This is a genomic window from Thomasclavelia sp. (assembly GCF_047249845.1).
In the GTDB taxonomy this organism is placed as follows: Bacteria; Bacillota_I; Bacilli_A; order Erysipelotrichales; family Coprobacillaceae; genus Thomasclavelia.
In genome coordinates, this window is record NZ_JBKTWO010000006.1 from 51,032 (window position 1) to 66,109 (window position 15,078).

General features: G+C 28.5%; 15 protein-coding genes and 1 CRISPR repeat array. All 15 genes read left to right on the plus strand.

What is annotated here, in order from left to right; translation table 11 throughout:
• The first annotated feature begins 12 nt into the window (after window positions 1–12).
• The 15 genes from ACLR9T_RS02645 (at window position 13) to ACLR9T_RS02715 (ending at window position 15,043) form a co-directional block, all read left to right on the plus strand.
• A complete protein-coding gene (locus ACLR9T_RS02645) occupies window positions 13–531 on the plus strand; it encodes a signal peptidase I (RefSeq protein WP_413107985.1) in 519 nt (172 codons plus the stop codon).
• Window positions 518–1,204 (plus strand): hypothetical protein, encoded by a 687-nt coding sequence (locus ACLR9T_RS02650; RefSeq protein ID WP_413107986.1) that lies wholly within the window; start codon window positions 518–520, stop codon window positions 1,202–1,204. Before ACLR9T_RS02645 ends, ACLR9T_RS02650 begins: the two co-directional genes overlap by 14 nt.
• Window positions 1,205–1,362: 158 nt before the next feature.
• Window positions 1,363–1,569 carry a hypothetical protein gene (locus tag ACLR9T_RS02655; RefSeq protein ID WP_413107987.1) on the plus strand — a complete coding sequence of 69 codons (207 nt, stop codon included), beginning with the start codon at window positions 1,363–1,365 and terminating at the stop codon, window positions 1,567–1,569.
• 88 nt (window positions 1,570–1,657) lie between these two features.
• On the plus strand, window positions 1,658–1,840 hold the full coding sequence (locus ACLR9T_RS02660) for a hypothetical protein (RefSeq protein ID WP_413107988.1): 183 nt from the start codon (window positions 1,658–1,660) through the stop codon (window positions 1,838–1,840).
• Between the two features lie 282 nt (window positions 1,841–2,122).
• Entirely contained in the window at window positions 2,123–2,914 is a 792-nt protein-coding gene (locus ACLR9T_RS02665; RefSeq protein WP_413107989.1) for a hypothetical protein, read from the plus strand.
• A 27-nt stretch (window positions 2,915–2,941) separates the two neighbouring features.
• On the plus strand, window positions 2,942–3,562 hold the full coding sequence (locus ACLR9T_RS02670; RefSeq protein WP_413107990.1) for a SipW-dependent-type signal peptide-containing protein: 621 nt from the start codon (window positions 2,942–2,944) through the stop codon (window positions 3,560–3,562).
• A 134-nt stretch (window positions 3,563–3,696) separates the two neighbouring features.
• Window positions 3,697–4,353 carry a hypothetical protein gene (locus ACLR9T_RS02675; protein WP_413107991.1) on the plus strand — a complete coding sequence of 219 codons (657 nt, stop codon included), beginning with the start codon at window positions 3,697–3,699 and terminating at the stop codon, window positions 4,351–4,353.
• Window positions 4,354–4,364: 11 nt separating this feature from the next.
• Window positions 4,365–5,036, plus strand: a complete 672-nt coding sequence (locus tag ACLR9T_RS02680) for an LPXTG cell wall anchor domain-containing protein (protein WP_413107992.1) — start codon at window positions 4,365–4,367, stop codon at window positions 5,034–5,036.
• Between the two features lie 2 nt (window positions 5,037–5,038).
• Complete coding sequence (locus ACLR9T_RS02685) at window positions 5,039–5,881, plus strand: MucBP domain-containing protein (RefSeq protein ID WP_413107993.1); 843 nt, start codon at window positions 5,039–5,041, stop codon at window positions 5,879–5,881.
• 166 nt (window positions 5,882–6,047) lie between these two features.
• The gene (locus ACLR9T_RS02690) at window positions 6,048–7,280 is read left to right on the plus strand and encodes a BTAD domain-containing putative transcriptional regulator (RefSeq protein ID WP_413107994.1); all 1,233 of its coding nucleotides are present in this window, start codon (window positions 6,048–6,050) and stop codon (window positions 7,278–7,280) included.
• Window positions 7,255–7,668, plus strand: coding sequence for a hypothetical protein (locus ACLR9T_RS02695; protein WP_413107995.1), 414 nt, complete (start codon window positions 7,255–7,257; stop codon window positions 7,666–7,668). The genes ACLR9T_RS02690 and ACLR9T_RS02695 overlap by 26 nt, the downstream gene beginning before the upstream one ends.
• Window positions 7,669–7,717: 49 nt before the next feature.
• Window positions 7,718–7,900, plus strand: coding sequence for a hypothetical protein (locus ACLR9T_RS02700; RefSeq protein ID WP_413107996.1), 183 nt, complete (start codon window positions 7,718–7,720; stop codon window positions 7,898–7,900).
• Between the two features lie 199 nt (window positions 7,901–8,099).
• Entirely contained in the window at window positions 8,100–9,977 is a 1,878-nt protein-coding gene (glgB, locus tag ACLR9T_RS02705; RefSeq protein ID WP_413107997.1) for a 1,4-alpha-glucan branching protein GlgB, read from the plus strand.
• Between the two features lie 11 nt (window positions 9,978–9,988).
• Complete coding sequence (locus ACLR9T_RS02710; RefSeq protein WP_413107998.1) at window positions 9,989–12,385, plus strand: glycogen/starch/alpha-glucan phosphorylase; 2,397 nt, start codon at window positions 9,989–9,991, stop codon at window positions 12,383–12,385.
• A gap of 239 nt (window positions 12,386–12,624) precedes the next feature.
• Window positions 12,625–13,974: a CRISPR direct-repeat array (repeat unit 30 nt; unit sequence GTTTAATAACAACATAAGATGTATTGAAAT).
• A gap of 235 nt (window positions 13,975–14,209) precedes the next feature.
• On the plus strand, window positions 14,210–15,043 hold the full coding sequence (locus ACLR9T_RS02715; RefSeq protein ID WP_413107999.1) for a helix-turn-helix domain-containing protein: 834 nt from the start codon (window positions 14,210–14,212) through the stop codon (window positions 15,041–15,043).
• The last annotated feature ends 35 nt before the right edge of the window (window positions 15,044–15,078 follow it).

A 15,078-nucleotide genomic window follows, 5' to 3' on the forward strand; every position in this document is an offset into this window, starting at 1 on the left:
TTGGGGGTTTATATGAAAAAGATATTTAATATTATTAGTACATTTATATTTATAATTTTAATTGCTTTAGCAGGAATCTTATTTGTTCCTAAAGCATTTAATATTCAGCCAACTGCTGTTTTATCTGGAAGTATGGAACCAACTTATCCTGTTGGGAGTTTGATTTTTGTTGATCATAATGTTTCTAAAGAAGATATTGTGGTAGGTAAAGCAATTACATTTAAAATTAATGATACTACTTTAGTTACACATAGAGTAGTTGAAATTAATGATGAAGGGAATTATATCACTAAAGGTGATGCTAATAATTCTAATGATGGAGATGCAGTGAAGTATGAAAATGTTGTGGGTATGCCAAAATTTGTAATTCCGTATTTAGGTTATATTGCAACATATGCAACTACTAAATCTGGTATGATTTTGTTAGTAACGATTATATTAGTATTGATCTTACTAACGTTTATTCCTGATTGGATATCATCTGATAAAAAGGGTAAAGGTAAGGGAGGAAATTTGAGTGAAAAAAAATAAAAAGTTTACTTATAAACAAGGAGTAATTGCTGCTGTTGCTTGTACTTTAACGATTGTAGCAGTGACTATGGCAGTATTAAAGGCTGATGTAGGCAGTAAAACAAACAAGTTTAGTAGTAATGGTAAAGTAAATGTTGCGGTAATTGAAAATGGTAATAAAAATAATTTATATGAAACAGGAGATGGACTTGAGCTGCCAGTAATTTCTTCTACGCCAGTTTTAAAACAAATTCAAGTCATGAATGTTGATAGAATAGATTATCCAACAACAAATACTTATGTTCGAATTAGGTTAATACCATCATTTGTATATAATGAAGGTGAAAATCATGCGGGAGAAACTGTGGCAGTTAATATAGACATAAATGAGATCCAATATAATCTTGCTCTTTCAAATAATTGGGTAGCAAAGGAAATTGCAGGGGAAACATATTATTTCTATAAAAAAGCTTTAGCGCCTAATGCTATTAGTGAAGTATTGATAGATAGTGTAGCATATACTGGAACAATACCTGAGGGTGCTCATTTTGAACTAGAAGTTTTGGTTGATGGTGTGTCTGCGAATGGATCAGGGACTAAATATAGTTCAGCAGTTGAAGCATGGCAATTGGAAACATATTTGTCAAATGAAGAAATTGCGTCTATATTTACTAATGAAGTCCAAAAAAAATAGTAATTTAAAATCCGAGAACTATTATAGTTTTCGGATTTTTGGTTTTTAAAACAAAATATCATGTGCTATATGCGTAGTTATAGCGTCTGAGTAAATAGGCCTCTTCGTGATAAAATGGTTGTAGCCTGACAACTACAAAATGACGAGGAAACAAATCCATGAAAGACACAAAAAGTTTATTACATATTTTAATAGTACCAAAATACAGAAGAATAGTAATATACAATAAATTGAGATATGATATAAGGTTAACTATAAAAACACCGATAAATAGAAAACCAGAAGAAGGAGAATTATATTCATCTGCTGTTAGAGATAGCGTTAAAATAATTAATTTCAAAATTTATGAGAGAGCTGAAGAATAAATTGTCACTAATGATTTTTGATTGACGTAAAAATATGAAAACTGGAAATTTTGTGCAAGAGGATATTTTGTTGATACAGTAGGAAAGAATGAAAAATAATAAGGGATTATATTTAAAATCTGCAGGCGAAGACAAATTAAGTGGGAGAAATTTATTGACTCGTTTACAAAATAATAAGTATAAGGGAATAAGAAAAAGAAAGCTTAAGGGGTTAGTAAATGATGTTATAGCTATCGAGTATTCAGTAGTCAAAGGACTAGTAGAACAATAGATTGTTACAAAGGGAGTACATACTACATCTTTTAATATATTGAATATCATATATTTAGATTGTAGATATCTAATGTAAGACAACATTGGAGTAGGTTTTAAAAGTAGAAAAGTTTTTTATGTACAAAAAAGTAAAAATGATATTGATATATATAAAGATTTATCTATAACTTTTTTAAAACAAAAATAATATTTAACAACTGTGTGACTGCTACGTGACCATATTAGGATATATTATGTTTGTAAAAAGAATTCAATATAAAAATACACGGAGGAAAAGAAAATGAAAAAGTATTTTAAAGTATTAGCAAGTATAGGATTAGTACTTGCAATCGCAGTAGGATTTACATTCGCATATTTAACAGCTGATACAGGGGAAAAAGTAAATAGATTTACTGGTGCTGATAATATCACTGGTGAAACAACCGAAACAGAATGGGAACATGGTGAAAATGGATGGAATGATTTTTTACCAGGAGATGCAACTTATAAAAACCCAACTGTTGAACTTACTGGTAAACAAGATGCTTGGGTAGGATTAAAGGTTTCTGTAATCGATAAAACAACAGGTAGTGATGTAGAAATGTCTTTAGCAGATTTTAATGCTAAATATGGTACATTCTATACAGATGAAAATGGAGCATATACTGATCCTATAGATGTGACTAAATTAGCAGAAGGTATGAATATTGGTGCTGAAGATAATAAATGGACTGAAGCTGAATCACAATTCTATGTATATAATACAGTAGTAAAAGCAGGAGAATCTGCAAAACCATTATTCGATGCTGTTCAAATTAATACAGGAGTTTACAAATATTATACAACTAGCAGTGATAAAGAAACAGTTTATAAATATGAATTAGATGAAAATGGTAATAAAATTGAATCAACTAAAATAAAAGTAACTGAAAATACATTTATTAGTGAATCAGAAGTATTAGTTGATGAAAATGGTAACGTAATCAATGATTTAAAATTACCTACATTTGATATCGTTCTTCATGGTTATGCTGTACAAGCAAATTTAGATAAAGATGTAGCAATTGCAGAATTAGTTAAATTAGCAAAATAATTATAAATATTTAGGAGGAAAATAGAAATGAACAAAAAATTAAAATTAGGACTTGCATCATTAGCTCTTGTAGGGGTAATGGTTGTAGGAGGGTCATTAGCTTATTTTACAGATACAGATACTAAAAATAACATTGTAACATTAGGTAAAGTTGATGGTAATCTTGAAGAAGATACAGATGAAGAAAATGTAACAAAAACAGAAGACGGTTTAGAATATGAAGATAATATTACACCAGGTAAAGAATTATCTAAAAAACCATATTTAGTACTTGATCAAGAATCAGAAGATGCTTATGCACGTGTTATGATCAGTGTTAGTGGAGTTAATGGGGATAGTAGTGAATTAAGTGAGCAGCAAAAAGCAAAATTAAATGAACTTACTTTTGATTACAATAATGCTGAAGGTTGGTTTGTAGCAGAAGATGGATATGTATATTACAATACTAAATTAACTCAAGAGAATTCTAAGACAGCTTATGTTTTTAAAAATGTAACTTTCCCATCTAGCTGGGGTAATGAAATGGCAAATGTAAAAATTACAATTACTGTTAAGGGTGAATTGATCCAAGCTGATAATTTTACTCCAACTTTAACTGACGGTCATATTACAAGCTGGGGTAATGTTGATATCGAAGCTGCAAATTAGTAATCTATTTAGAAGGCTTTGGCCTTCTTTTTATTATTAAAGAAATATGTTTTATAATATAGTCTCGTGACTAGTATGTGACTGTAAAGCTCTATAATTATGTTAGTAATATAGGTAGAGTAGGGAGTGATATAATGAAAACAAAAAAAAGAATGATAACACTATTAGCGTGTGTAGTATTACTTGGAATATCTGTCTTTTCATATGCTGCTATTGTTAATAGTACAGATACAACTAAAAATGTGAGTACTTCTAATTTAGATATTGAATTAGTTCAAATAAGTAAAGATGGAAATTTAATTAAATCTGAAGATGGAATACTTGGTTTTGATTATGGTAAAGTAGTACCTGGTACAACTATTGATGAAAAGGTAGCTATAAAAGCAGCTGATAGTTCAAAATCTGCTTATGTAAGAGTAACAGTAAATCGCTATTGGCAAAAAGATGGAAAAAAAGATAGTGAGCAGATAATTAAACCATCAGCGATTGAACTTATTAGTAGTGATGATAATTGGATTATGATGGAAGATCAAAGTGATAGTGAAGTAGTTTATTTTTATTATCGTTTACCATTAGATACTGGTGATTTAAGTAGTAATTTTATTGAAGGTTTTAAGATTCTTCCTAAGATTGAAGGAAATTCTAATCGTTATGCTGGTTATAGTTGTCATATTGATTTCTTTGCTGAAGGAGTTCAGGTTGTAGCTGGCAAAGAGGCAATGTTAGCCGAATGGGGTGTTGATGCTACAATTGATGATAATAATATAATTACTGGAATCGTGGAACAATAGGAGGGATTAGGATGAAAAAGAGAATATTTACAATGATGTTATCTATCTTTATTCTGATGTTGTCAAGTGGTCCGATTTATGCTCAGGATGATACACTAATTACGTATGAAGGTGATTCTGGGAAATTTATTACACAAGAGGGTACTAGTCAAGGATTTGAAGATATGATGCCTGGAGAGACTCGTAAAGTTTCTGTTAGATTAAAAAATGATCATTATGATAAAATGGATTATTTCATGAGTGCTGAGATTCTTGATAATATTGCAGAAAAAGGTAATCAAGATGCGGTATATGAATTTTATATTGCTCGTGATGATGAAGTGTTTTTTTCTACTGTAATTGGTGGAACTGGTAATAGTGTTGGACAAGAATATCTTACTGATGATAATAAGATCAAATTAGCTCAATTAGCGAAAGATGAAGAATGTTTAGTTACTGTTAGTTTATCATTAGATGGGGATTCAACTGAAAATTCATATCAAAATAAAGATGGACAAATTCAATTAAATTTTTTAGTTGGTACACCAGAAAGTACAATGGCAAATAAACAGACGATTATTAATCGCATAATTGAATATGTGAAAACTGGTGATAATGCCCCATTAATAATTATGGGGGGATTATTAATAATCTCAGCTAGTGTCATTGTATTTATAAAATATAAACGAAGAGAGGAGAATTAATGATGGAAAAGAAAATAAATTATTCATTGAAATTAATTAGTTCTCTTTTAATAGCTTTATTAGTAATACTGACTTTAATAGTGCCTGCTTATGCAATTAAAGAATATAAAATTTCTTTTAAATCAGGTTCTAAAGGTGTTTATCAAGATGGTACTACTAGTAAGAATCTAATGGTAGAAATGAATCAGAGTTTACCTGTAACCCCAGATACATTAGCGGCTGATTTAAAGATTGAAGATGGTTATTATTTTAACGGTTGGAATTATACTGTAAAGCAATCAGGAATTACTAAAAGTGCTAACTACGTTGCTCAATATAAACGGATTATCGATGAAGCAGTTTATCGAGTTAGATATGTTGATGATTTTGGAAATGAATTAGCAACACAAAAGGTTGTTACTAGTAATGTTGGTATCATAGTGGCAGAAAATGCTATTAATATTGATGGCTATGCTGTCGATCAGCTTACTAAAACTGTTAAAGTAGATAAAAAAGGAACAGAGATTACTTTTATTTATGTTTCAACTGCTAGTGGTGAAGTTGAAACAATCACTCAACATGATGTAGTAATTATTGCTGGTGGGGTATCAGGGCCAGGGCAAGATGCTACTGGTACTAATGGTGTTAATCAAGGAAATGTTGAAGAGAATAATCCAGCAGGAAATACAGCTGGTGGTACTGAGGGTCAAGAAACAGAAGAGATTACGGATGAAAAAACACCGTTGTCAAAAAAAGGTGATACTGAAAGTGATAGTGATAATTATGCTATGTTAATGGGGATTGGATTTATTATTATTGCAATTGCTGCTGGTACTGTGTATGTTATCAAAACTAAAAACTCATAAGATGTTATAGTGATACTAAAAACAGTATAACTTTTTATTTTGGTTATTTTTTATTGATAAAATAAAGATTTATTTTATCGAAAGATTTACTTTTAATCATATTGGTAAAGTGATACAATACGCATATAATTAGCTTTTTAAACATTAATGGATGGTGGGGAAATTAATGAAACATAAATTAAAAGTATTTTTTCTAGGACAATTTAAAATAATATTAGATGATAAATATGTAATGACATATGATGATATTGGCTCTCAAAAGAATGCCAGATTATTGTCTTATTTGTTAAAGAATTATCATGTAAAATTAAGTAGTCAGGAAATTCAAACAATAATGTTTTCTGATGATTCTTCTAATAACCCTGCTAATGCTCTAAAAGCATTAGTATATCGTTTAAGAACGATTTTAAAAAAATTTTTTAGTACAGTAAATATAATAGTATCTGGAAATTCTACTTATTTTATCAATCCGGATTTAGAGATTATACTAGATATTGATATTTTTGATAAATTGATTACAGATGGTGAAAATGCGCAAAGTGATGAAGAACGAATAGATTTATTTGAAGAAGCAATTAATCTTTATGAGGGAACTTTTTTACCAATGCTAAATGATGAACAATGGGTAATCATTACGGGCACATATTTAGAATCAATGTTCATGACGACTGCTGTATATCTATTGAAAAAATATACAGAACAAAAAATGTATGATAGTGTTGAAAAATTAAGTACTAAAGCTTTAAGCTATGATTCTCTTAATGAGAATTTGCATTATTACTTAATTAAATCGTTAATTAAACAAAATAAGATGTCACTTGCTAAACAACACTATTTAGCTACTGAGAAGTTTTTGTTTGATGAATTAGGTATTAATCCAAGTGAAGAATTACAGGAATTATATCAAGAAATTATTAGCAGTCAACGGGTTAAAGAGGCTACAATATTTGATGTACAAGATAATCTGATTGAAGGAGAAATAAAAGGAGCATTTCAATGTTCATTTGAAACATTTAAAAAAATTTATCAATTAGATGTAAGAAAAGCAATTCGTAGTGGAATTAGTGAATATATTGTCTTGCTCACAATTGAAGCAAATGATCATATAAAAAGAAATAGTGAGATTATTGATGCAATTATTGAAAGTACTTCTTCATTGTTAAGTCAAACAATATACTCAACTCTACGAGTTGGTGACAGTTTTGCTAAATATTCTAATCAACAGTATTTGATCTTATTACCAAATTGTAATGATGAAAATGCACGATCCGTAGTTAAACGAATTTTGGATAATTTTTATAAAGCTGATAAATATGAACGTGTAAAAATTAATTCAAAAATTGATGAAATTAGATTATCGGAGGTTAGTAGTGATGGTAATATATTACGCGTTAAATAGTTTTAGATTATGTATTGATAGGATTGAAGATAATCTTTGTATTGGACGGTTATATACGCCACTATATTCCAAAGTACTTGTTTTTAAAGATTTAACGAATATGGTTTTATTAATGGATGAGATCTTTGATAAAAATAATTATCCTCGAGCATATCAAAATAAACGTTCTTTTAAAAAATCTAACATAATAGAAAAAAAAGCTGAAATTAAATTTGAAATTGAAAAATTAATAAAAGAAAAAGGTGAGTTAGCTACCTTTGATATAATTGTTACTTCCAGACAACATACTTGTTGGCAGGGAATCATTAAAAATATGGATGGCAAAATTATTAGTAGTTTTAAAAGTGAATTAAATTTAATTGATTTTTTATTTAAGTTTTTGATATAACCAAAATATTACCATAATATGTTATTAATAGGCTATGGAGGCAATGAACATGTTAGATAGAGAAAAGAAAACTTTTATTATAGATATTAAAGATTGTAAGAATGATACATGGCAAGGTTCATTATCTTGGGTTCAAGGCAAACGTAGTGAAAATTTTCGTAGTGCTTTAGAATTGATTAAATTAATTGATTCAGTTGTGAGTAAAAATAATGATAAAGAAGATGTTGAATGATTATATATAAATGTCAAATGCTGTAGAGAAATAGCAATTGCTATTTCTTTTTTTATATTATTTAATCAGCTATAATGAAGATGTCATCATATAAATCAAAAGAAGATAATGAAAGCGCTATCTTTTTATGGTGAAATTATATTTAAATTATGATATAATATCATTGTCTAATTTAAATAGAGAAAAGGGGGAGTGACACATGCTCGATGATTTTTTAATACATGTATTTCATAAAGGAAATACTCTTGAGGCGTATAAACTTTTTGGTGCTCATTTTGAAACAAATAACCATAAAAAAGGTGTCCGCTTCACCGTATATGCACCTAATGCACGAAGTGTGCAGGTTATAGGTGAATTTAATGATTGGGATGGAAAAGACCATTACATGGAAAGATATACAGATGGTGGTATTTGGACTTTGTTTATTCCAGGAATTAAAGAGTATACATTGTATAAATACCGAATTGAAACACAAAATTTTGCAACTGTAGATCGTGCTGATCCATATGCTTTTTATAGTGAACTGCGTCCTGGAACAGCTTCGAAGGTTTATAATATTGAGCGTTTTCGCTGGTCTGATAAAAAATGGTTAAATAACCAGACTAAAAATTTTGATAAACCTATGAATATTTATGAGGCTAATATTGGTTCATGGAAAATGAAGAAAGACTTTACTGAAGAAGAAGATGGTGAATTCTATACTTATGAAGAAATGATTGATTTATTGATTCCATATCTAGTGGAAAATAATTATACTCATTTAGAATTAATGCCATTGACTGAGTTCCCATTTGATGGATCATGGGGATATCAAGCAACAGGTTATTTTAGTATCACAAGTCGCTATGGAACTCCCAAAGGGTTTATGGAGTTTGTAAATGCTTGTCACAAGGCGGGTATTGGTGTTATTATGGATTTTGTTCCTGCCCATTATGTAAAAGATGGACATGGATTATATAAATTTGATGGTGGTTTTGTTTATGATTATCCAGATATTAATCAAAGATATACTGAATGGGATAGTGTATACTTTGATGTAGGAAGAGATGAAGTTCGAAGCTTTTTAATGAGTAGTGTAGGATTTTTAGCTGAATATTTTCATATTGATGGAATTCGTTTCGATGCCATTAGTAATTTAATATATTGGAAAGGTAACAAGGAAGCAGGTATTAATGATGGTGCGCATGAATTCATGAAACGGATGAATAATCATATGAAAGGTTATTATCCAGGTGTCATGTTGATTGCTGAAGATTCTAGTGATTTTCCAGGAGTTACAAAATCACCAGATATTGGTGGTTTGGGTTTTGATTATAAATGGGATTTAGGGTGGATGAATGATACTTTGAAATATATGAAGTTAAATCCAATCTATCGTAAGTATGATCATAATTTATTAACATTTTCAATGGCATATTTTTATGGTGAGAATTTTATTTTGCCATTTTCTCATGATGAGGTAGTTCATAGTAAAGGTACTATTATTGATAAAATTTGGGGCAATAATGAACAGAAATTTGCACAATTAAAAACACTTTATACTTATATGATGATTCATCCTGGTAAAAAATTGAATTTTATGGGAAATGAATTAGGAGAGTATAAGGAATGGGATGAGAAGGTTTCTTTGGGATGGAATATTTTGACATATCCAATTCATGATTCATTTCATAATTTTATAATTAGATTAAATGAAATATATAAAGAATATCCTTGTATGTATCAACAGGATTATGGATTTGATGGTTTTGAATGGCTTGTAGTTGATGATAGTAACCAAAGTGTCTTTGCAATCGAAAGAAAAGACATGGAAGGTAATTCGTTGATTGCAGTAATGAATTTTACTGAAAATAAGCATGAAGGATATATGATACCGGTAAATAATCCTGGTAGTTATAAAGAAATTTTAAATAGTGATACAGATATTTATACGGGTGGTAATTTTGTAAATAAGAGAGCTATAAAAGCTAAAAATGGATCTGTATTAAATAAGGAGTATTATATACCAGTGTGTATTGCGCCTTTTGGTAGTATGATTTTTGAATATAAACCGATTAAAAGTAAGAGTGATAAATAAGGGGAGTTAAAATGTTTAAGACAAAAGAAGAATTTAAGTATGAATTTTCAAAAAGAATTATTGAGACATATGGAAGAACAGTAGAGGAATCGCATCTTACAGAAAAATTCTTAGTATTAGAATTAATGGTAAGAGATTATGCTTCTGTAAATTGGGCAACTAGTAAAGCTTTGATTCGTAATAATTATCAAAAACAAATGCATTATTTTTCAATGGAGTTTTTAATTGGACGTCTATTAGTTAATAATATGATGAATCTTGGTATCTACGATATTGCTAAAGATGGATTAGCTGAATATGGAATCAATATTCATGATTTAGAAGAATTAGAATCAGATGCAGGATTAGGAAATGGTGGTTTAGGAAGATTAGCTGCATGTTTTATGGATTCTTTGGCATCATTAGCTTATCCAGGTCATGGTCATACGATTCGTTATGAATTTGGATTATTTAAGCAAAAGATTGAAAATGGTTATCAACTAGAATTACCTGATCAATGGATGCAAACAGGATTTAATTGGGAGGTAAGAAAACCTAAACATCGTGTTCCAGTTAAATTCTTTGGTAAGATCGTTTACAATGAAGCAACAGGTAAATATGAACATGTAGATGCTGAAGAAGTTTATGCTGTTCCTTATGATGTACCAATTATTGGAAATAAAACGACAACAACTAATACACTAAGACTATGGGGAGCAGAAGCTAGTGATAATATACCAGCTAACCAAAACTTTAGACAATATATACAAAATGTAAGAGATATTTGTCAAATGCTTTATCCAGATGATTCAACTCCAGCTGGTAAGATGTTACGTTTAAAACAAGAATACTTTTTTACTTGTGCAGGTTTAAACTCAATCGTTAAAGCTCATTTAAGAATTTATCCAAATATGAATAATTTTCATGAAAAAAATGTTATTCAGTTAAATGATACACATCCAGTTTTAGCGATTCCAGAGTTAATGAGAATCTTAATTGATGAACAAGGTTATGAATGGGATGAGGCATGGGATATTACAACTCAAACATTTGCTTATACTAACCATACAATTTTGGCAGAAGCACTAGAAACATGGCCAATTGATTTGATGCAGTCATTATTACCACGAGTTTATCAAATTATTGAAGAAATTCATCGCCGTTTTATTGGATATGTAAAAATGGTAAGTAATCGGGATGAAGAATTATTAAGTCGAGTAATGATATTAAGAGATGGTACTGTATATATGGCTCGCCTTGCGATTGTTGGAAGTTTCAGTGTAAATGGAGTAGCTAAGTTACATTCTGATATTTTAGTACAACGTGAATTAAAAGATTTTGCAACTTTGTATCCAAATAAATTTAATAACAAAACAAATGGAGTAACACATCGGCGTTGGTTAGCGTATTGTAATCCAGAGCTTGCTTCGTTAATTACAGAATATATTGGAGATGAGTGGATTAAAAGTCCTGATAAATTAGAAAATTTAATGAATCATGTTGATGATACTACTTTACAAGAACGTTTTCTTGATGTAAAACGTGAAAGAAAACAAATCTTAGCTGATTACATCTTAGAGCATAATAAAATCAAAGTAGATGTTGACAGTATTTTTGATATTCAAGTAAAACGTCTTCATGCTTATAAACGACAATTGTTAAACGTATTACATATTATTGATTTGTATTTCAGAATGAAAGATAATCCAGATTATCGAATTGAGCCAAGAACATTTATTTTTGGGGCTAAAGCAGCTAGTGGATATTATTTTGCTAAAAAAGTTATTAAGCTTATTAACAGTGTTGGTGATATTGTAAATAATGATCCTGAAACAAATAAATATTTAAAAGTAGTATTCTTAGAAAACTATGGTGTTACTTTAGCAGAAAAAATTATGCCTGCTGCTGATGTTTCAGAACAAATATCAACTGCAGGTAAAGAAGCAAGTGGTACAGGTAATATGAAATTCATGATGAACGGAGCAATTACTTTAGGTACTTTAGATGGTGCGAATGTTGAAATATCAGAACTTGTAGGAGATGAAAACTGTATTATCTTTGGTATGAAAGATCATGAAGTAAAAGAATTACAAAATAGTGGTACTTATAATGCATGGGATATTTATAATAATAATCCGCATTTAAAACGTGTTATTGATAGTTTGATGGATGGCACATTTATTGAAAATAGAGAAGAATTTAGAGTTATATTCGAAGAATTAATGAATAAAAATGATGAATATTTTGTTTTAGCAGATTATGATGAATATTGCAAGGCTCAAATGAAGGTAAGAGATTTATATAAAGACCGTTCTAGCTGGGCTAAAGTATGTCTAATTAATATAGCTAAAAGTGGTTTCTTCTCGTCAGATCGAACTATTCAAGAATATGTTGATGATATTTGGCATTTAGATAAAGTTAAATTTTAAAAATATAAAAAGTTAGAGAAACTGGTTTATATAACAGTTTCTTTATTATTTATTATTAATATAAATTTACCAGGTAAAATTATTACTTAATCTTTTAAAAACATTGGGAGAGTAAGAGTTTAAGAGAATTTAACTTAAAATAATAAAAAAGTATAATTGCCTGGTAAAAAAATGAAAAAGTGTTGATATATATAGGTTTTGAGGTATAATGGGATATAGAAAGTGGCTTATTTACTAGGGTTTAATAACAACATAAGATGTATTGAAATTTAAATTTCATAGTGTTTCCTCCTTAAATTTCTTTAGTTTAATAACAACATAAGATGTATTGAAATACTACATCCTCTAAGTGCTTTACTTTGTCTACTGCTTGTTTAATAACAACATAAGATGTATTGAAATTAAATTTTGCTGTAGTTCTTCCACCATCTAAATTTAGTTTAATAACAACATAAGATGTATTGAAATCAGTATTCTAAATTTAAGACCTTAATTTCTTTCTTAGTTTAATAACAACATAAGATGTATTGAAATATCATCCTATCAAACTGCGCAATAAGCAAAATATCAGTTTAATAACAACATAAGATGTATTGAAATTCTGTAAAGTTTATATCATATGTTTTACTTCTCGTGTTTAATAACAACATAAGATGTATTGAAATCCACAAAAAATTTTATCGTTCATGGTAATGATAAAGTTTAATAACAACATAAGATGTATTGAAATGTTCCTGCAACAACTAGTTCTTTTGTTGTCTTATTTGTTTAATAACAACATAAGATGTATTGAAATTTGGTTGAATAACAAATAGAACCTACAATCAATAAGTTTAATAACAACATAAGATGTATTGAAATAAAAATACAAGGAATACTTGACAAATACAAGTAATGTTTAATAACAACATAAGATGTATTGAAATATATAATCCAGATTTAGACATTTTAGAAGTGTTTATGTTTAATAACAACATAAGATGTATTGAAATCAATTGATTTTGTTAATATACAGCGGAGGTGAAATTTGTTTAATAACAACATAAGATGTATTGAAATGTTAGAGCAATGCAGTATCAAAAGCCAAGTGAGTAGTTTAATAACAACATAAGATGTATTGAAATCTCTTTAAGTATTCTTGGTCTTGGTGCGGTTGCACTTGTTTAATAACAACATAAGATGTATTGAAATAATGGCACACAAAACGGAAAATACTCCGACCAATTTGTTTAATAACAACATAAGATGTATTGAAATCAAGAAATCTTGTTATTAACAATAGCCAATCTATGTTTAATAACAACATAAGATGTATTGAAATCCGCAAGTATGGCTTCGACATAATACTTATTGCACAAGTTTAATAACAACATAAGATGTATTGAAATGCCCAATTGTAAAAAGTCTGAGTGGTTATCCCTATAGGTTTAATAACAACATAAGATGTATTGAAATTTTAAGATTGGGTAAAGCACCGAAGAAATAGGAATTTGTTTAATAACAACATAAGATGTATTGAAATTACCATTTTATTCTGTCCTTGAGCACCTAAATACGGAGTTTAATAACAACATAAGATGTATTGATTTAAATTTTATATTTGTATATAGTCTAAATGATTAATTATAATTTAGTTTGGTATATGTCAGGAAAGCTATGTTTTTGTGAGGCTTTTGGGCATAGTTATTTTTAAAAATTTTTAATTAAAATATAATAAGAGAAGTGAACTATTATGAAAACACTATTATTAGTAAAAGAGTTACATATTTTACATTTATTAGATGTCTGATTTAGTATGTATCTTTTGAAAGGATAGAAATAATAATGATAGATAAAAGTAGTTTAATGTATATACCTGAAAATAGAAAGATACTTATTCAAGGAGAAGATTTTGTCTATTTATTACCATGTGAACAACTTAGTAGTTTGATATCTAATTTTACAATTACCTTCCCTAATGAATTAATTATATCAGATGATTATACTATAATGCCTCATGGCAGTGTTACGCTTGTACTGTTTAATTACAATGATGAAGTATATAGTTTTTTATTTGGACCAACCACAAAATCAATTAAAGTAGGCGAAATAGCGAATAAATGTGATGTCATATTTATTATTGAATTTCAACCAGCTGGATTTTTTCCTTTTACAAAAATAAATCAAAAAGAATTGACTGATAAAATCATACCTTTTTCATTAGTTGATGAATCATTAGATAATATTTTGAGTAATATTTTTAAAACTTCTTTATCTATAGAAGAATTATTATTTGAATTTGAAAAAATACTATTATTAAATATTCAATTTCAATATCCTAAAGAACTTTTATTAGCTATAAAAAACATTATTAAAATGGAGGGAGTTATAACTTCTGTGGAAATTTCAAATAATTCTTTTTATTGTTCAAGACATCTAAACAGGTTATTTAACTTTCATTTAGGTATGAGTATGAAATCTTTTTCAAGATTAGTGAAAATAAATAAATCTATTCATTTGTTAAATGAAAAGACGAATACATTAGCTTTAATATGTGAGAAACTTGGATATTATGATGTTTCTCATTTTGTAAAAGATTTTAAAATTGTATGTAATATTACACCTCAAGAATATAGAACTAATATGTCTGATTTTTACAGTGAAATAGCAAAGTTTTAAATTTATAATATTCTTATAATAGAAAGCGAGGAATA